Annotated in this window: 13 protein-coding genes; 3 read left to right on the top strand and 10 right to left on the bottom strand. The window is 35.7% G+C overall.

All coding sequences use genetic code 11. The features are described 5' to 3' along the window. Positions 1–95: 95 nt before the first annotated feature. Both AMQ68_RS15535 and coaE read left to right on the top strand, forming a co-directional pair. Positions 96–962, top strand: a complete 867-nt coding sequence (locus tag AMQ68_RS15535) for an MBL fold metallo-hydrolase (RefSeq protein WP_054511544.1) — start codon at positions 96–98, stop codon at positions 960–962. A 9-nt stretch (positions 963–971) separates the two neighbouring features. Beyond that, positions 972–1,598, top strand: coding sequence for a dephospho-CoA kinase (coaE, locus tag AMQ68_RS15530; RefSeq protein ID WP_054511543.1), 627 nt, complete (start codon positions 972–974; stop codon positions 1,596–1,598). 96 nt (positions 1,599–1,694) lie between these two features. Here coaE and AMQ68_RS15525 read toward each other — a convergent pair whose 3' ends face one another. The 3 genes from AMQ68_RS15525 to AMQ68_RS15515 form a co-directional block, all read right to left on the bottom strand. Beyond that, on the bottom strand, positions 1,695–6,128 hold the full coding sequence (locus AMQ68_RS15525) for a fibronectin type III domain-containing protein (protein WP_082384121.1): 4,434 nt from the start codon (positions 6,126–6,128) through the stop codon (positions 1,695–1,697). A gap of 386 nt (positions 6,129–6,514) precedes the next feature. Next, positions 6,515–9,520: a reprolysin-like metallopeptidase gene (locus tag AMQ68_RS15520; protein WP_054511541.1), complete on the bottom strand. Its 3,006-nt coding sequence runs from the start codon at positions 9,518–9,520 to the stop codon at positions 6,515–6,517. A gap of 190 nt (positions 9,521–9,710) precedes the next feature. Then, positions 9,711–11,642 carry a M43 family zinc metalloprotease gene (locus tag AMQ68_RS15515; protein WP_160317994.1) on the bottom strand — a complete coding sequence of 644 codons (1,932 nt, stop codon included), beginning with the start codon at positions 11,640–11,642 and terminating at the stop codon, positions 9,711–9,713. Positions 11,643–11,827: 185 nt separating this feature from the next. Here AMQ68_RS15515 and AMQ68_RS15510 point away from each other — a divergent pair, with 185 nt between their 5' ends. Next, positions 11,828–12,307: a hypothetical protein gene (locus AMQ68_RS15510; RefSeq protein WP_123905719.1), complete on the top strand. Its 480-nt coding sequence runs from the start codon at positions 11,828–11,830 to the stop codon at positions 12,305–12,307. Here AMQ68_RS15510 and AMQ68_RS15505 read toward each other — a convergent pair. From AMQ68_RS15505 to AMQ68_RS15475, 7 genes are all read right to left on the bottom strand, one after another. After that, complete coding sequence (locus AMQ68_RS15505; protein WP_054511538.1) at positions 12,304–12,963, bottom strand: DUF6048 family protein; 660 nt, start codon at positions 12,961–12,963, stop codon at positions 12,304–12,306. The two genes, AMQ68_RS15510 and AMQ68_RS15505, sit on opposite strands and share 4 nt — an antisense overlap. After that, positions 12,929–13,456, bottom strand: coding sequence for a DUF6452 family protein (locus AMQ68_RS15500; RefSeq protein ID WP_082384115.1), 528 nt, complete (start codon positions 13,454–13,456; stop codon positions 12,929–12,931). Before AMQ68_RS15500 ends, AMQ68_RS15505 begins: the two co-directional genes overlap by 35 nt. Before the next feature lie 31 nt (positions 13,457–13,487). Next, on the bottom strand, positions 13,488–14,894 hold the full coding sequence (rlmD, locus tag AMQ68_RS15495; RefSeq protein WP_054511537.1) for a 23S rRNA (uracil(1939)-C(5))-methyltransferase RlmD: 1,407 nt from the start codon (positions 14,892–14,894) through the stop codon (positions 13,488–13,490). 116 nt (positions 14,895–15,010) lie between these two features. Next, positions 15,011–16,552 (bottom strand): TlpA disulfide reductase family protein, encoded by a 1,542-nt coding sequence (locus AMQ68_RS15490; protein ID WP_054511536.1) that lies wholly within the window; start codon positions 16,550–16,552, stop codon positions 15,011–15,013. A gap of 137 nt (positions 16,553–16,689) precedes the next feature. Next, complete coding sequence (locus AMQ68_RS15485) at positions 16,690–17,457, bottom strand: succinate dehydrogenase/fumarate reductase iron-sulfur subunit (protein WP_054511535.1); 768 nt, start codon at positions 17,455–17,457, stop codon at positions 16,690–16,692. 24 nt (positions 17,458–17,481) lie between these two features. Then, positions 17,482–19,494 (bottom strand): fumarate reductase/succinate dehydrogenase flavoprotein subunit, encoded by a 2,013-nt coding sequence (locus tag AMQ68_RS15480; RefSeq protein ID WP_054511534.1) that lies wholly within the window; start codon positions 19,492–19,494, stop codon positions 17,482–17,484. A gap of 15 nt (positions 19,495–19,509) precedes the next feature. Continuing rightward, on the bottom strand, positions 19,510–20,172 hold the full coding sequence (locus AMQ68_RS15475; protein WP_054511533.1) for a succinate dehydrogenase cytochrome b subunit: 663 nt from the start codon (positions 20,170–20,172) through the stop codon (positions 19,510–19,512). Positions 20,173–20,254 lie beyond the last annotated feature (82 nt).

Below are 20,254 nucleotides of genomic sequence, written 5' to 3'. Positions count from 1 at the left end.
TTTATACACTAAGTATTAGACTTTCCATTAAAGTTTTATAATTTAGAAACATCAAATAATTTTTATTAATTAAAAATAAAATAATCAAAATATATATGAAGTTATATCCGATACAATGTGGAAAATTTAAGCTGGACGGCGGCGCAATGTTTGGTGTCGTCCCAAAGAGTCTGTGGGAGAAAACAAACCCAGCAGACGAAAAAAATTTAATTGAATTGGGAACCCGCTCTTTATTAATTGAAGACGGTAAAAAATTAATCTTAGTAGACTGTGGTCTTGGAAACAAGCAGGATGATAAATTCTTCGGTCACTACTCTCTTTGGGGAGATGATAATTTAGATAAAAATTTAAGCAAGTATGGTTTTGTAAAAGAAGATATTACCGATGTTTTCTTGACTCACCTTCATTTTGACCACTGTGGTGGTGCTATTGAATGGAATGACGACAAGACCGGTTACAGACCTGCCTTTAAAAATGCTCAGTTCTGGACTAACGAAAACCATTGGCAGTGGGCAACAGAGCCTAATCCGAGAGAGAAAGCTAGCTTTTTAAAAGAAAATATTCTTCCGATGCAGGAAAGCGGACAACTGAACTTTCTACCCCTTCCGGCAAACGGAAATTATGGTTTTGCTCCGGATTTGAAAATGGACGTTATTTTTGTTGATGGACATACTGAAAAGCAAATGCTTCCCGTAATTCAATATCAGGAAAAAACGATTGTTTTCGCAGCGGATCTTATTCCAACTGCAGGACACATCAACCAGGTATATGTGATGGGGTATGATACAAGACCTCTTCTAACAATGGAGGAAAAAGGAAAATTCCTTAAACAATGTGTAGATAACGAATATCTATTGTTCTTTGAACATGATGCTCATAACGAATTGGCAAGTCTTAAAATGACTGAAAAAGGCGTTAGACTTGACGAAACCTTTAGCTTTAATGACGTTTTTGGATATTAATTTTTAAGTATGGAAGAATTACATTCAGAAACAAAAAGTACAGAACCACCATCATCCAAGATCATTGGTTTAACAGGTGGAATTGGTTCAGGAAAAACTACCGTTGCCCATTTTATTGAGGAGTTTGGGTTCCCTGTTTATTACTCGGATGACAGAGCTAAAACAATCGTTAATGATCATGAAGAATTAAAGCTTCAAATTAAGGAACTTTTAGGCGAAAAATCGTACGATGAGAAAGATCTTTACAACAGAAAGTTTGTTGCAGATAAAGTTTTTAACAATAAAGATCTTCTTCAACAACTGAATGAAATCATTCACCCTGCAGTTCGCATTGATTTTGAAGAATGGCTGGCAAAACAGTCTAAATATTTAGTCTTTAAAGAAACAGCCTTATTGTTTGAATTAAAGCTTCATAAACAATGTTACAAATCTCTTCTGGTTACTGCTGAAGATAATATACGAACAAAAAGAGTGATGGACAGAGACGGAAAAACCTACCGCGAAGTAGAAACCATTATGGAAAAGCAAATGCCTGAAAAAGATAAGATAAAGATGGCAGACTGCATTATTTACAACAATACGAATCTGGAAGATTTAAAGGAACAAACCGAACGAATCATCTTTGATATAGAATAAAGCAAAAACTCGTTAGAAATAATCTAGCGAGTTTTTTATTGACCTATAAAAAAATAAGCTCCCATTTCTGAGAGCTTATTCTATTTTAAAAGTTAATTATTTTTCTTTAATAAATTTCTTCTGAATTGTACCTTTAGCATCTTCGATGTCTATAACGTACACTCCACTTAGCAAGTTGCTTACATCTATCTTATTATTCAAGATAATGCCTTTAGACACTAATTGTCCTGCTGAATTATAAATCTTATAATTTCCTTTTGTACTAATATTCTTAACATATAATACTGAACTTACCGGGTTAGGATAAATCATAATTTCATCCTGATTAATACCACTAGGAACAGCTGTTTTAGAAATTCTCACCGTGTAATCTTCAACTTCACCATTCGCAAAGTTTGTACAGTTTACAGGAATAGCACCTTTCTGCAATGCAACTCTCATGACCACATATTTATAATCAGTTAAACTGATAAATGCATCTGCAGGTACATTGAATGTTCCTTTAATAGGAGTCGTTGTATTAGGAGCCGAAGCAAGAATTCTTTCATTGATATCGAAAGATCCATTTCTGTCGAAATCAATCCAAACGGCAATACCTGCATCATTGTTTGCCCCTAACCATGATTTTTCAATAGAAATTTCATTTCCTGTAGATCCTTGAATTAATTCTATAAACTTAGCAACGGTGCCTGTATAATCCGTATAAGTAGATGCAAGAGAAGCATTCTCCATCATAGGCTTACCATTTGGCTTCACTGTTACTTTTGAAATAAATTCATTCGCTGCACTTGCTGAAACCATGTGACAGTAAGTTACAGTTGGTGTTGTAAAGAAATAAGGCGGCGTAAAAGTACCCGGAGTTCCTGTACATACATTCATAACCTGCATTTCATATTTCGTTAATTCTAACAATCCTGTTAAGGTAATTGTATTTGTTGGAACTGCTACGGTTGTCCAGCTCGAAATACCTACTTTTCTATATCTTAAGATATAGGTAGCTCCTGGGAATGGGTCCCAAACTACTGCTGCTGTTGTAGGTGCAAGATTGGTAATTGTTAATCCTGGAGGCGCTTGCTGACAGATTCTTTCTGTAGTAAATACTTTAGGATTTGACCATGGATTAAGTGTACCACCAGTACACATATTCGCTATTTGAACTTCATAAGAAACATTCGGATCTAATCCTCCTAACGTATAGGTATTTGCAGGCGCTACAGGCAATGGTATATTAGGACTCCATCCCGTAGCTCCACTTCCTACAATTCTCCATCTCATTACATACGTTGAATTTGCAGCAAGAGGTGCCCAAGTGATTAACCCTGAGTTGGAAGTAATAGCAGATATAGTAACATTCGGAGGAGTAGGGTCACATTTTGTAGCAAATGCTACAGGAGTAGCCGTACCCTCAGTTGTATTACAAATAGCTACTACTATTGCTTCGTAGTTTTTAGCAGGCAGTAAACCTGTTGTAATAACATAACTGTTTGTAGGTGGTGATAGTACCGGAGAGAAATTTGGCCATCCGGTGGTAGTTCCCACCTCTCTCCAATATACCTTATAGGCAAGATTATTTGTAGAAGCCGTCCAATGTACCGTTGCAGCAATATGGCTAACTGTATCTACATACACATTGGTAGGTGCTGTAGTAGAACAAGGTCTAATAACAAAAGTATAGTCCACATAATTACCATAAGGAGATGATCCGCAAGGAGTTAACGCCCCATACTGCCCTGTACCAAATCTCACTCTGTAAGAGCCTGAAGGGTGACCTGCAGTGTTAATGGCTGCTGTCCCTGTCCCAGCACCAGTTGTAGAATAAACCGTTTCCGTTAGAGGATCAAATACCATATCATTATTCCAGTCTATCCATAGATAATAATAGTACGAACCTGTTCCAGAATTCATGCTAACATTTACAGAAGTTCCCGGTAAAGCAGAGAAACTCGTAGCAGAATTGTTTACATATGCACTATATGTAGAAGCAGTATAAGCAAGATTGGTAAATCCTCCTGTAGTTGTAATATTCTTTAAATAAGTTGTTGTTGAAGATGAGCCTCCAGTAGGAACACAATAATTAGTGTAAACCGAAAGAGGTCCTGTCCAATCACCAATATCAGTAGCGCTACATCTTGCCCTTACCCAAATATAGTATGTTGTACTTGCAGCCAATCCTGTTATTAACTGAGTTGGTCCTGTAACACCAGAATATTGAGGTGTAACCCCTGCAGCAGGAGTTGCAGCACTTGTAGTATAATAAACATCATAGCCCCCTGCAGGTGCAGTAGTTGGCACTGTCCACTGTATTGTGGTGCTCGAAGTCGTTGTATTTATAACAGTTAAACCCTGTGGATCTAAGCATGTTGGAGCAACTCTCAATTTGAAATCATCTACCCCTAAATACCAAGGAGTACCATTCGATGATGCATTTATAGCGAAATTATATGTTCCTGTAACTGTAGGTGTGTAATATACTTTATACAGAGTATAACCAGCAGTACCTTGTGTTGAAGTAATGAATGTTCCTAAATTTGTAGCTCCTGTAGAAGATTGTGAAGAATTTACCAAAACATTACCTGTAAACCCTATATTACTACTATCTGTTCCGCCAGTATGATAATAAAACGAAAATTCATAAGTCGTTCCGGCTGTTAACGCAAAACCTGGTGTCCATAGCTGACTTGCTGTTGTATTACCATATGCAATTCTCATATAATTAGGCATAGACCTCGCTCCAGGAGATGTAGTAGATGCTGTTGCATTTGAAGATACCCATGCAGAGGTACCAGTTATCTGTTTCCAGCAATTAGGTACAATACCTGTCCCTATAGTTGGCATAGAATCAAAATTTTGGGTCCATGGTAAAGCTGTAACTGCAGCACAAAGAGTTGTCGTAGAAATAGGACCTGTCCAATCACCAATATCAGTAGCGCTACATCTTGCTCTTATCCAAATATAGTATGTTGTACTTGCCGCTAATCCTGTTATTAGCTGAGTTGGTCCGGTAACTCCAGAATATTGAGGTGTAACACCCGCAGCAGGAGGTGTATTTGTTGTACTATAATAGATGTCATAGCCCCCTGCAGGCGCCGGATTTGGTACCGTCCATTGTATTGTAGTATTCAAAGTGCCTGTATTTGAAACAGATAAACCCTGTGGATCTAAGCATGTTGGAGCAACTCTTAGTTTGAAATCGTCTACCCCTAAATACCAAGGAGCACCTGTAGAGCTAACATTTAATCCGAAATTATATGTTCCTGATGTTGTAGGCGTATAATATACTTTATATAATGTATAATCTGCTGTACCTTGTGTTGCAGTAATAAATGCTCCTAAAGTAGTAGCTCCTGTAGCAGATTGTGAAGTATTCACTAATACATTACCTGTATATCCTACATAAGAGCTTCCAGTACCACCTGTGTTATAATAGAACGAGAATTCATACACTGTACCTGCTGTCAAAGTAAAACCAGGGGTCCAAAGTTGGCTGGCATTTGTATTACTGTATTGAATTCTCATATAATTAGGCACAGACCTCGCTCCAGGAGATGTAGTAGACGCTGTTGCATTTGAAGATGTCCATGCATTAGTTCCAGTAATCTGCTTCCAACAATTAGGAACAATTCCAGAACCTATAGCTGTCATAGAATCAAAATTCTGTGTCCATGGTAAGGCTGTAACCGCAGCACATAAAGTTGTAAATGCAGGCATTGCTATCCAAAAACTTTGATCCGTTGGGCTACACTTCGCTCTTACCCATACATAATAGGTAGTAGTAGGTAATAATCCAGGAATAGATGCTGTAGTTGTTGTACTTTGTACCGAGTTAGTTCCATTCAAGACAATAGCCCCTGTTGGCGCTACCCCTGTTGTATTAAAATAAACATCATATCCGTTTGCCGGTACAGGCGTTGGTGCCGTCCAAGAAATATTGGCAGAATTCGATGTAGCGCCTCCAAATACTATTGCAGAAGGAGACGGACAAGTTGGTGGTGCTGATTGTGTAATGTTTACATTATCAAAATAATAATAAACATCCGAATTAATATCGGAAGTAACATTAAATCTCACATACAAGTTCGCTCCTGTCGGAGGAACAAAAGTAAATGTTTTAGTAGCACATGTATTAGCAGACACGTGATTGGAAGAGTTGATAGTATAAGCAACCGTCCACGGTCCTGTAGTACTGCTAGCATATTCTACGTTTATTGTTCCAATATTAGCTGTAGGTGTTGCTACCGTACCTGCGGAATAGTCAGTTACCTTATAATCAAAAGACATCGTTATTTGTCCTAAATTATTTCCGGTAAGATTAGGAGACGTAAATTGCCCCGAATTACCATAATATCTTTCTCCTCTGATGGTTCCTCCACTAGTCCCACAAATCTGATTGGCAGTAGTATTATTTGAAAAAACAGTGCCACTGGTTGTCCAGTTATTAAGTCCTGTTGCCGTCCAGTTTTGGGTATAGGAAACCTGAGCCATGAGAAGTGCGCCAAAAAGCAATTGACACATGAGTAGAAGTTTCTTCATAATGTTAAATATTAAAGTATAATTTGGCAGTAAGGTTATTTTTAAGTCTATAGATTGCCCTGTCTATAAAACTATTGTTACTTTTTTTCAAAATAACAGTATCTTCAGTAGAAGACAAGTGAGGTAACACTCTGTCGGATGTCATACTATAAGTTTTTTTTATAAAACCTATATTTATCAGCCTGAGGAGAAAAATTAAAAAAGTAAAGATTTTCTTCATAATGTTCTATATTTTATATTAATTAAACAAATCTAATGATTTTTTACCAACAATTTACCAATTCAATTATATTTTTTATTAAATACTCAGGATATCATAATGCATTTATAAATACAAAAAATCCTCAGGAAAAACCTGAGGATTCATTATTGTTATGGGATTTTTATTATTTCTTGATGAATTTAGATTTGAATAAATCTTTTCCTTTTTCTTCAATTGTAATTACATATCCACCTTTTACTAATTCAGAAACATTAATTTTTCCTGAGTTAATATTTCCACTATTTACTAGCTGACCTGCAGCACTGTAAATTTTGAAAGTAGCTTTATCAGAAACTTTAGTAACATTTAAGATATCACTTACCGGGTTTGGATAAATCTGAATCCCATCTTTAGGGTTAGCAGCAATATCATTTGTTCCTAAAGCACCTGTTATAACAACGTTATAATCTTCAGCTTCACCATAACCGAATGTACCACAACCTGCATAACCTGATCCTAGTGAAAAACCAACTTGAGATGTTGTTCCATCTGCACCAAATTGACCTGCATAATACAATATTACTCTCATTCTCAACGGCTGATTAGTAACAGCTGTAGATGGCACTGTAAAGTTTCCGGTTATTGGACCAGTTGGAAGATTGATAGGATAGTTAAATACTCTTTCTGCTGGGTCAAAAATACCGTTATTATTATAATCAATAAATACTAATGCTGTATCATAGTCAGGAGTTGCAATAGTCATTGAGAATGTATAAGGTACACCAGGAAGTAAACTTGTCTGAAGTGCTGTATTTGTTGTATAGTCTGTATAATTAGATGGTCCACTATTATTATTCAATAAAGTTGTAGCTCCATTAGTAATTTTCACATTAGAAATATATTCAAACTGTGGACTATTCGTAGCAAAAATAGGGCAATAAGAGATTACTGCTGTTGAGAAAATTACACTACTTGAGAATGGCCCTTGAGATCCACAAACCGAAGCTACCTGCACTTCATAAGTAGAACTTGATGAAAGACCTGAAAGGTTTACACTACCTGTTGTAGATGTTGTCTGCTGCCATGAAGTATCTGCTGTCTTCTTATATTGAATCACATAAGATGTTGCTCCAGTAACGGGTGCCCAGTTAACTGTTGCAACAGATGAAGTTACATTGCTTACATTAACACCTGTTACAGCGCTTCCACAAGCAACCTGTGTAGCTACCATCATCTTTTTAAGAGCGTAAAAAACATTTCCTATTGAAGAAACTCTAACTGCAACAAATTGTCCATTTAGAGATGCTGGTACACTAATTACCTCTGAGCCATCATTTGCAGTACTTGCAGCAAGAACAGTCCAGTTCACTCCGCTATCAATAGAATAATCAATTTTAACATTTGGGGAATTGTAAGGTGCAGCTGCAGTATTAGCAATATCCCAAGTTAACGTATTAGTAGCATTCGTGTATAAATACGCAGATGCATTAGATATTTTAAAAGGCCCTGCAGCCCCTACTGTAATAGATTGTTCAGCATATTGTGTTTGTTGTTGAGCAATAGCTGGATTATTATCTCTCACAGTTACTGCAAATTTAGAACCTCTAGCAACCTGAGAAGTAGATTCCCAAGTATCCAAAGAGTTATTAAGCACTCCAGCTAAAACTGATGACAGTTTTGGGAAATATCTAGTTGAGCTAATACTTGGAGATACCGATCTAAATGAAGCTCCAGTAGTAGTAGTTCCTAAATTAGTTTTATTAATGATAACACTTGCATTATCAACCTCTTCCCAAGTATATGTCATAGGATCATTCTCCGGATCAGTTGCAGATGCTGTTAAAACAAATGCAGTTCCTTTAGGAATTGTATAAGATGGCAATGCTGCAATAACTGGTGGGTTATTTGTGATAGCCGTCTCAACATCACAAGTTTTCGCAATTAGATTGGTCTGAACTTGCTTAATACTTGCAATATGAAAATAAGCATCCGAATGTGGCTGAACATCTGTAGTAGCACCAGTAATACCGGCATACCCCATAATGGTAGATCCCGAACCTGGTTCCTGATTTACTCCTGTTCCTTCAAGAGATTTAGAGAATGTATGATTAGCTCCTAATTGATGCCCCATTTCATGAGCAACATAATCAATATCAAAGTTATCACCTTGAGGAATACCATCTGCTGGAGAGGTAAATCCTGAACCTTTTCCATATCCTGCTACAGGATCATATCCAGTACCAACAGGATCAAGACAAACGCAACCGATACAGCCTGCATTTCCACCACCTCCAGAAGCTCCGAATAAGTGACCAATATCATAATTGATATTTCCTACCATACTTGTTAATGCTCCTTGCAATTCTTGGTTCCAAGCACCACCTGCACCCGCAGCTGCATCTGAATATGGATCATTTGTAGGGTCCGTGAAAATTACGTTAGTATAATTCTGTAAATTAAGATGTAAGGCAAAGTCTTTTTCAAATACTCCATTTACACGAGTCATTGTGTTATTAATTGCTGCAAGAGCACCAGCTACAGTGCCTCCGTGATATTGTGTATACTCACCTGTAACAGACATCACCAATCTCATTGTTCTGTATTTCTTATCAGACATTTTTGAGAAATCAGTTGGCTGATTAGTAAATGATTGTCCTTTTTCTAGCAATTCAGAAATCTGCTGTTTTACTGCTGGACTTTCATTTGTACTACAAAGAAAACTTTTCCCACCAGTTGGTTTAGATTTTGCATGAAGCTCATAAATAGTTTTATCAGACTTTGAAGGTTCGATAAATTCATAACTTCCTCCATTGATAATCATAGACTGAAAATCATTTGGAGAAAGAGAAAATCTTAAATATTTAGAAGGGTCATCAATCCCCACTCCAACATAAGAACCAAGCTCATATTGATCAGCTAATTCTTTTACAACTACAGGAAAACTGTAAACCGCAAATCTTTCCATTTTTCCTCTTAGAGTAGGAAGTAAGATTTCCACAGCCTGAGCATTTGCTCCCGTTTCCTTAGCATTCTTAAGTTGACTTTTTATTTTATTTAAATCAAGTTTGTATTTTGGCTGTGCTAAAGAAGGATCAATATCAGAACCTCTCTTTATACCAGCAGGTGACCATTGAGCCACTGCCGAACCACCAATCAAACTACAAAATAAAAGAGTAAGTAGTTTTTTCATAAATTTTTAATTATATATTTCGCCAAATATAAACATTTTCAGGTATTAAATATTAACCTCAAACAACTTATTCGTGTTTTTTTTTCACACCACTCTCTAAAAAAACAAATAATCCTCAGGAGAACCTGAGGATTACTTAATATTAGACATTTAAACATCTTTAATATTCTAATTTAGAATAGAAGATATTTTATTTTTTGATAAACTTGAAATTTTCAGATATATTATTATCCTTTACAGAGATAATATAATTTCCTTTCAACAACTCAGCTACATTCACTTTATTGTTATCAATTGTTCCTTTCTTCACAAGTTGACCTACAGCATTATGAATTATATAAGTCGCTTTACCTTTAAGATTCGTAATATTCAAAATATCTGTTGTCGGATTCGGGTAAATACCCAGCGTATTTTTAACAACTTCGTTAGTAGATAATACTTGATATTTAAATAAAGATGATTGTGATGATCCAAACGGGCTTCCAATTATCACGTCTGCACCTGCTTGAGTCTTGATATCATAATAACCTCCGTCTGTATAAATTCCATCTCCAAATGAATCATTAATTGTAAAAGTATAACAATCAGGAACCAATGCCCAGTTTTGAGTAATAAGAGCCGGAAGCGGAGTACTTGGTGTAGGATTAGCAACATCGGTATAAGGACCCCCACTATATACTATAGCTCCCGCACTATTCTTCAAAGTCCATGTAGTTTCCGATCCCCAATAATCTAATTGTAATCTAAACACAAGATCCGGAGAACCAATACTAGTTGGTGAAGAAGAAACAAATTGTGTATCAATATTGCTATTACCATCTCTTTGGTCTGCTACACCATTTACACTTGTTATTTTAATATTCATAGGTCCACTAGGAACAGATGAAGGAACAGTAATAGATACTGTTTGAGATTTATCTAGCGTTAAACTTCCGGACCAGTTATAAGTCTGAGAGTTTCCATTAATAGTATATGTAATAACCGCATTGGTCATTGTACTAGTCCCTCTATTTGTCAATAATAACACTACATTTTTATCTATCGAGATACAAGATTGAGAACTACAATCGCCTTCCAGCTTTATTTCGGCATCGTTTGGAAACAACGGAATGGCAGCATCTTTAGTAGATACTTTTAATTCCATTCTTCTGGGTGAATTATTCATTACAGCCGTAATTCTTTCTTTCTGATTAACTGTAAAAATATTCATACAAGTATCATTTGTATAATCCATATAATTCTGAACCATCTCATAAATAGACGGATCATCACAGCTTGCAATTGTTGTATTACAAATATAATTTGCCCCATGAGCAGTAGGCGTGTCTGCACAATAATCATTACCACAAGCGCTGTCACCCCAAATATGTCTTAATCCTAAGAAATGCCCTACCTCATGAGTCATTGTTCTTCCTTTATCGTAAGGCGCATTCAAAAGAAATGTCCCATCATTATAGTCACTGCTTCCAAATGTAGAATATTTTGCTACTACACCATCTGTACTAGCAAGACCACCATCTACTTCCAAACCACCAAGACCAGAATTAGAAGGAAACTGGGCATATCCTAATAAAGTGTTATTCGAAAATTTCAAGCTCCACATATTCATATATTGAGTAGGATCCCAGATTGTTTGAGGCTTTACCAAGTTTTCTATTTCACCTTCCCCCCAAGACGCTTTACATAAATTTATTCGGTCAATTCCATTCGTAGGATTTCCATTAGGATCTACTTTTGCTAAAACAAACTGGATTTGAGTATCTGAACCCACGGCATTCGAATTAAAACCAGTCGTACCCGCTATTCTTCTAAAATCATTATTCATGACAGTGATCTGAGACTCTACCTGAGCATCAACAATATTAGGAGCGACCCCAACATTTTGTCCACTATGAATAACATGTACGACAACAGGAATCGTAATAATACCTCCACTTTCCGATTTGTTAGCTTTTGCTTTTTGCACCAATGGCGCCAGCCATTTCTCAAACTGCTCATTAGACATCCTTCTAGGATACCTTTCCTTAAGATAGTTTTCATATTCTACGGTTGAGCATCTATCTATTCCGTTAGATTTAATAAGCTCAGCTTGATATTTTTTACCAAATTCATCTTTTTTCACAATTTTATCTGATGCACGCTGTGCTTGAACTATACCTGTGTACAGTATAAATGATAAAAAAAAATGTTTAAAGAAAGTAATTTTTTGCATTTGTATATTTTTTATTGAGTTACAAATGTAATTTATATTTTATACATTTACTCTTAAAAAAACAAACAAAACCCACAAAAAACAGCAACATAGATATGAAAAATAGATATTTATTATTTATAATTTTATTCAACATTATCACAAATAATTATTTTTCTCAACAACAGAGAATAATTAACAAAAATAAATTAAGCAATACCTGGCAAAAACAGAAAATCGAAAAAATTGAATTAAAAAAACAGACAAGGGGTACCAACAGGCTCATAACATTTACACCAAATTCAAAAATTACCTCCCTGAATGGAGATATTACAACCAGTTCTTTATCAACTGATGAGTGGAGAAAAATTACAGAACAAGTAAGTTTGATTGAGTTGTCAAAAGTAGATGCATTTTCTTCACCTACAACCGATAGATATTCTGATAAAGCTTTGGCATCAACCATAACCTTCTTCGTGAAAGAAAAAGAATATGCCTCTTCCTCTTTTGATGCAGGTGCACCTCCAAAAGAATTAAAGAGTTTATACGACTTGCTTATGGGCAATACAAAAAATCAAAAAAAAACTAATGATTAAAACTTATACGCAATATTCCAAGCGAATCCCATGGCAAACTTAGAAGAACTCTTTCCAAAGCCGGGAACGATCATTGGTTGAATTTCGTCTTGTTTTGTTGTAAAAATTAAATATTTAGGCTGAAGATTAACATCTATATAAAAATTAGATTCAAATAGTTGAACTCTTCCTCCTATCATTCCTTCCAACCAATATGAAGATTGTGTAGAAGACGGATATGCTATTGAAGTACTACTTCCCCCAAATCCACGAACCGGAATGGCCATATATTCCTGGGTATAAAATGAACCCGCTGCTTTTCCTCCAACATAAAAACCGTTGAATTCATTTTCAGCATCTTTGGCCAGCATATAGAAAACTCCTAATTTCAGAAACGGGCCATTTGCTTTTGCATCGTACCCGTTTTTCTGATATACATTAGAATCAAATCCAGCATCAATAACTGCGTGAAGATCATTCTTAATTTTAGATGATATAAATCCCTGATACATCTTCCTATCTGAAAAGAAAGAACTTCCTCCATTTAGAAGATCAAAACCAACCATAAAATTGGGTTTATATATCCATTTTTCTTTTTTCACTTCTTTCTTTTCCTGAGCAAAGCTCAACAAACTTAGTACGCTAAAAAAGAAGGAAAATATTAGTCTTGTCTTCATTCTCTATTTGATTTAAGTCTACTTCTACTTTCTTTACGACTGTAGGAGTAATTAGTTCTGTTGTTAAGTTCTCGTATGTTTTTTTAATTCCACAACCGGGAGAAACATAGGTAGCTTTTGTTATATAGTTTATTCTAACCTTGGATTCGGCACCCTTTAGCCTTGTTTTAATATAAATATCTGTGTAAGGAGCATCGTCAACACGCAAAGGTATCAATCGGGATGTAACGGCTGCCGTTTTTCCGAGGTCTACCTTAGTCCCTGAGCCATAATCTACGGCTACATACAATGTATCTATCGTCCCAGGCTTTCCCGTTTCAAAACTTTTAATGCCTATCTTCATTCTGGGTGTGCCCTCTCCGCTTTCACAGATGTCGTCATCTCCTCCGCATGAAAAAAGCATTCCTAAAAAACAGGTCAGTATGAAGAATTTAAAATATTTCATCTGTACGTTTATATTTTTTAATTTGGTCAGATGGAACTGACATTTCATATTAATATTTTGATCTTCAAATGTAAATAAATTATTTTTTAATCAGTAATGCAATATTCTCCACATGGTGTGTTTGCGGGAACATGTCTACCGGTAAAATTTTAACCAATGTGTAATGATCTTTCATTAAAGCTAAATCTCTTGCCTGAGTTGCAGAGTTACAGCTTACATACACTACTTTTTCCGGAGCCAATTTCAAGATCTGCTCAACCACTTTTTGGTGCATTCCATCTCTTGGTGGATCTGTAATTAATACGTCTGCTTTTGGATGATTTTCCAAGAATTCATCATTGAAGACATTTTTCATATCTCCACAATAGAAAGTTGTATTGGTAAGACCATTTAATTCAGCATGTTCGATAGCAGCATCAATAGCCTCCTGAACAGATTCTATTCCGATCACATGTTTTGCATTTCTGGCAACATACTGAGCAATTGTTCCTGTTCCTGTATATAGGTCATAAACAACTTCATCCCCTTTTAAATCAGCAAACTCTAACGTTTTTCTGTAAAGTTCTAAGGCTTGTTTATAATTTGTTTGAAAAAATGATTTTGGACCAATTTTGAACTTCAATCCATCCATTTCTTCCATTAAGAATCCATCACCGAAATAAATATTTACATTTAAATCATAGATAGAATCGTTCTGTTTTGGGTTAATAGCATACACCAACGTTTTGATCTGCGGGAATTTTTCTAATAAATATTGGAAAAGTTTCTCTCTGTTTGCCTTCTCTTCTCTATAAAGCTGGAATAAAACCATCCATTCACCTTTAGAGTTTTGTCTCATCATTAATGTTCTTAAAAAACCTTCCTGATTTCTAACATCAAAGAAATCCAACCCGTTTTCAACACTGAAGTTTCTTACAGCTAAACGAATCGCGTTAGAAGGATCTTCCTGAAGCAAGCATTCTTTAAGATCTAAGATCTTACTCCACATTCCCGGAATATGGAAACCAAGAGCATCTCTATTTCCAAAATTTTCTTCAGAACTTATTTCATACTGAGTAAGCCATTTCGCATTAGAGAAAGAGAACTCCATTTTATTTCTGTAGAAATACTGCTCTTCGGCACCTAAAATTGGAATGATTTCAAAATCATCAATTCCGCCAATTCTTTTTATATTATTGTATACTTCTTCTTGCTTAAAATCAAGTTGCTTTTCATAGCTCATATTTTGCCACTTGCAACCACCACACGTTCCAAAATGAATACATTTTGCATCTACTCTAAATGGAGATTTTGTTACAACCTCAGTAGTTTCAGCTTCATAATATTTGGACTTGGATTTTTTTACTCTAGCATTCACTACATCTCCCGGAACCCCACCGGAAACCAACACAGTCTTTCCTTCTTCTGTTTTTCCGATTGCAATTCCTTTTGCTCCTGCGCCAAACAGTTTAATATTTTCAAGAATAATATCTTTCTTCTTTCTCATTCCCTATTTTCTATTTTTTCTAATATAATAAAATGAAACCTCGCGATTTCATTTTGCAAAAATACAATAAAAAAACCTTATCCGAAGGACAAGGTTTCTATCTATGTTAAAGTTTGTTATTTTGTAGGAACAGGTTGCTGATTTGCTGCTGGTGGAGCCTGCTGTTGAGCAGAAGGATCTACACCTATACCACCTTGTTGCAACTGGATATTTGGATCTACTTTCGGAGCTGAAAGCCCTGTTTGTTTATCTAAAACAGTTACCAATTCCGGATCTCCAAGATTGAAGAATGGCTTACTGGCAATTTTTCCGTCTTTATCAATAATAATGAAGCAAGGTAATTTGAATCCATATACTCCATATTTTTTAGCGATATCAGAATTTAATCCTCCGTCAGCATATACATTTACTCCTGTAATTCCTTTCAATAAAGAATTGCTTGTTTTTACAAACTGATCTTTAGTATCATCTACATTTACGAATACGAAATTCATTTTAGATTTGTAGAAATTAGCAACTTCTTTTAATACAGGAACCGTAGCTTCACCGATATAAGGATTCCAAGAAGCATAGAATGCTAACATATATGGTTTTCCTTTATTTTCAGAAAGCTTAAAAGCTTTACCGTCTTGTTTTACCAATGCACCTTCAGGAGCAACATCACCGATTTTGAATCCGTTGATGGCAAACTGAATTTTCTTTAAATCTGCTTTGATTGTAGCATCTTTAATATCTTCATCAATGATTTTTTTGATTTTATCAGATGTTTTCTCAGGAGTATTCGGGTGAATATCAGACTGAGCCATTACAAATGCCAAAAGATAATCTTTAGTAATTTGTGAAACATCTTTTTTACCTTTCAAGAATTGATTGAATAATTCTGAAGTAGTAAGGTCAGTTTTTCCTTTACTGTTTGCTTCCGCATACTTTTGGAAATCAGGACTCATTTTAGATAAAAGGTAGCTTCTATAAGCTGGATTACTTTTCACCATTTCATCCTTATTAGCCTGAAGTTTATTTTCATAATCTGTAAAAGCTTTAGTCACTTTAAATGAAGGATTCCCCATCTGCTTGTGTGTAATCTCATACTGAGTCATGATAGAAAGTAATGTACTTGCGATATCATTCTTTTTCCATTGAACAACTTCGTTATCAGGATTGAATTTCTTAACGTTTTCGTCGATATTTTTATTAATATCAGCTTCCACTTTTTCAATTCCTTTAATGAATGTAGGCTCATCTTTCGTCATTAGCTCATTCATATTAACTCCCTGAGCATAAGTTGTAAGATATTTTTGAGCTGCAGTAAAGAAATCATTATTCTTTTTAGCATCACCAGTAATTACATATTCTGAAGGGAAAGTAGTTCCGTTTCCAGAAATATTAAGCGCCTGACCCGCTTTTAAGTAAACCAAATTTTGCTTACCCCCATAAGAAATCACATACATTCCGCTCTTAGGCGCTTCAAAACTTCCTTCGAAAGTACCATCGTTCTTTAGTCCAATGTTTGCTAACGGTAATGTTGCAACACCAGAAGCTTCGATAAACTCTATTCTTTCTAATGGAGATCCTCCAGTGATTTTTCCTTTTACTTCAACTTTTTTAGAGCAAGACATCACAAACACTGCGATGATAAACAATAAAAGATATTTTTTCATTATTGAATTTTATAATTTAACAAAAATAAGTTTTTCAGTATATTTAATACAATTTAAAAGCATTTTTTATGAAAGATTTAACTAAAAAGATCGTCTACCACTGAGGAGACGATCTTTTTCATGTATTTAAATCAATTCTATCCTTGGTCTACTAGAGCTGCCATGTATTCTCTGTTCATTCTAGCGATGTTTTCAAGAGAAATTCCTTTAGGACACTCTATTTCACACGCTCCAGTGTTTGAACAGTTACCGAATCCTTCTTCATCCATTGCCTGAACCATGTTAAGAACTCTACGTTTAGCTTCTACTCTACCTTGAGGCAGTAAAGCAAACTGAGAAACTTTAGCTCCAACAAATAACATTGCAGATCCGTTTTTACAAGTAGCCACACAAGCTCCACATCCGATACAAGCCGCAGCATCCATTGCTTTGTCTGCATCTTCTTTAGGAACCGGAATAGCATTAGCATCTAATGTATTTCCTGAGGTATTCACAGAAATAAAACCACCCGCAGCCATTACTCTGTCGAATGCACTTCTGTCTACCATTAAATCTTTAATAACCGGGAAAGCAGCACTTCTCCAAGGCTCGATAACGATGGTTTCACCGTCTTTGAACATTCTCATGTGCAACTGACACGTTGTGATACCTGTATCCGGACCGTGAGCTCTACCATTGATGTAAAGAGAACACATTCCGCAAATTCCTTCACGACAGTCGTGATCAAAAGCGATAGGTTCTTTTCCCTCGTTAATAATATTTTCATTAAGGATGTCTAACATTTCTAAGAATGAAGAATCTGTAGAAACATCCGATATTTTATAGGTCTCAAACTGACCTTTAGTTTTACTATTTTTTTGTCTCCAAATTTTCAGCGTAAGATGAAGGCCTTTTTTTGCACTCATAATTTTATATTTATAGGTTGGAGATTATTTATAACTTCTCGCTTTAACTTCTATGTTGTCGTAGATAAGATCTTCTTTGTGCAGAACTTCCTGCTTGATATCATTACCCTGATATTCCCAAGCTCCTACATATTTGAAGTTGACGTCATCTCTTTCTGCTTCACCTTCCGGCGTCGCATGATCTTCTCTGAAATGTCCACCACAAGATTCGTTTCTGTGTAATGCATCAATAGCCATTAATTGTCCAAGCTCAATAAAGTCTGCTACTCTGAATGCTTTTTCAAGCTCAGTGTTCATCCCTTCTACATCTCCCGGAACTTTTACGTTTTTCCAGAAATCGTTTTTCACTTCTTCAATTTCTCTGATCGCTTCTCTTAATCCTTCAGGCGTTCTTCCCATTCCTACTTTATTCCACATAATGTTCCCTAATTGCTTATGGAAGTGGTCTACAGAATGAGTTCCTTTGTTATTTAAGAAGAAATCTATTTTATCTTTAATTCCTTTTTCAGCTTCAACAAAATCAGCTGAATCTGTAGGAATAGCTCCTGTTCTAATATCTGAAGAAAGATAATCTGCAATTGTATAAGGAAGTACAAAATATCCGTCTGCAAGACCTTGCATCAATGCAGAAGCTCCCAATCTGTTTGCTCCGTGGTCTGAGAAGTTAGCTTCACCAATTACGAAACATCCAGGGATTGTAGACTGAAGGTTATAATCAACCCAAACACCACCCATTGTGTAGTGAACTGCAGGATAAATCTTCATAGGAGTTTTGTAAGGATCATCAGCAGTAATCTTTTCGTACATTACAAATAGGTTACCGTATTTTTCTTCAATCCAAGCTTTTCCTAAGTCATAAATTTGCTGATCACTAGGGTTGTGAATATGCTTTTCGATAGCTGATTCTTTACCTTTTTTGATAATTTCTGTAGAGAAATCTAAGTAAACACCTTCTTTAGTTTCGTTATTTTCAATTCCGAAACCAGCATCACATCTTTCTTTACCCGCTCTAGACGCAACGTCACGAGGAACTAAGTTTCCGAATGCAGGATATCTTCTCTCTAAATAATAATCTCTATCTTCTTCTTTAATACTTTCAGCTCTTAATTTGCCTTCTCTGATCGCTACTGAATCTTCAATCTTTTTAGGAACCCAAATTCTTCCTGAGTTTCTTAATGATTCAGACATCAACGTCAGTTTAGACTGCTGTGTTCCATGAACTGGAATACAAGTCGGGTGAATCTGTACATAACAAGGGTTTGCAAAATATGCTCCTTTCTTGTGAATTTTCCAAGCTGCAGAAACGTTTGAACCCATTGCATTTGTAGAAAGGAAATATACATTTCCATATCCTCCAGAAGCAATAACTACAGCGTGAGCAGAATGTCTTTCAACTTCACCAGTTACAAGGTTTCTTGCGATAATCCCTCTTGCTTTTCCGTCTACGATTACCAGATCCAGCATTTCGTGACGGTTATACATTTTTACTCTCCCCTTACCGATTTGACGGCTTAAAGAAGAATATGCACCTAACAATAATTGCTGACCTGTTTGTCCTTTCGCATAGAAAGTTCTTTTAACCTGAACTCCACCAAATGAACGGTTATCTAATTGTCCGCCGTAATCTCTTCCAAAAGGAACCCCTTGGGAAACACATTGGTCTATAATATTAGCCGAAACTTCAGCTAATCTATATACGTTTGCTTCTCTTGCTCTATAGTCACCTCCTTTGATTGTATCATAGAATAGTCTATACGTAGAGTCACCATCACCTTGGTAATTTTTAGCAGCGTTAATTCCCCCTTGAGCAGCAATAGAGTGCGCTCTTCTTGGAGAATCCTGATAACAAAATGCTTTCACATTATATCCCTGCTCTGCCAAAGTAGCAGCTGCAGAACCTCCTGCCAAACCTGTACCTACAACAATAATATCAATCTTATCTCTGTTGTTTGGTGCAACAAGGTTCATATGGTCTTTATGATTTTTCCATTTATCCTTTAGAGGACCAGCTGGAATTCTTGAATCTAATTTACTCATATTAGTATATTGATATTATTGAGTTATAAAATGAAAAATCGCAATAAAAATAAATCCTGCAGGAATAAGGATTGAGTACCATTTTCCTAAAGCTTTAATTACCGGAGTGTATTTCGGATGTCTTGCACCAATTGATTGGAATGAAGACTGAAAACCGTGAGCTAAGTGTAATCCCAATAAAACAAAAGCAATTACATAGATTGCCACTCTCCAGAAATCAGCAAACTTCTCGTGCAATTCCGGCCAAAAACGTTCTGCATCAGGAGCCAATCCTTCTACATACTTGTAGTTGATTTCATGTAACCAGAAATCATATAAGTGCAATCCTAAAAATGCTAAAACAACAGCACCAGAAATAATCATATTTCTAGACATCCATGAAGAATTCACAGAAGCGTTGTTCGCAGCGTATTTTACAGGACGCGCTTTGTTATTCTTAACCTCTAATACAAATCCCAGAATAAAATGGAAAAGAACTGCAAAACCCAGAACAGGTTGCATGAGGAACTGAACAAAAGGATTATACCCCATGAAATCGGATGCTGTATTGAAAGCATCGCGATTGATAACGGATAATAAGTTTGTCGTTAAATGCAGTATAAGAAAAATCAGCAAAAACATAGCTGATAATGCCATAGCATATTTTCTACCTATTGTAGAACTCGTTAAACCTGCCATATAAGTTTAAATTTGAATTTCTACAAAATTAAGAAATGTTAACTATATTCAAAAGTGAGAAATCTCACTATTAGTCAGTTTA

Origin of the sequence: Chryseobacterium sp. ERMR1:04 (genome assembly GCF_001297705.1) — a bacterium.
Lineage (GTDB): Bacteria > Bacteroidota > Bacteroidia > Flavobacteriales > Weeksellaceae > Chryseobacterium.
This window is presented reverse-complemented; position numbering and strand designations above follow the sequence as displayed.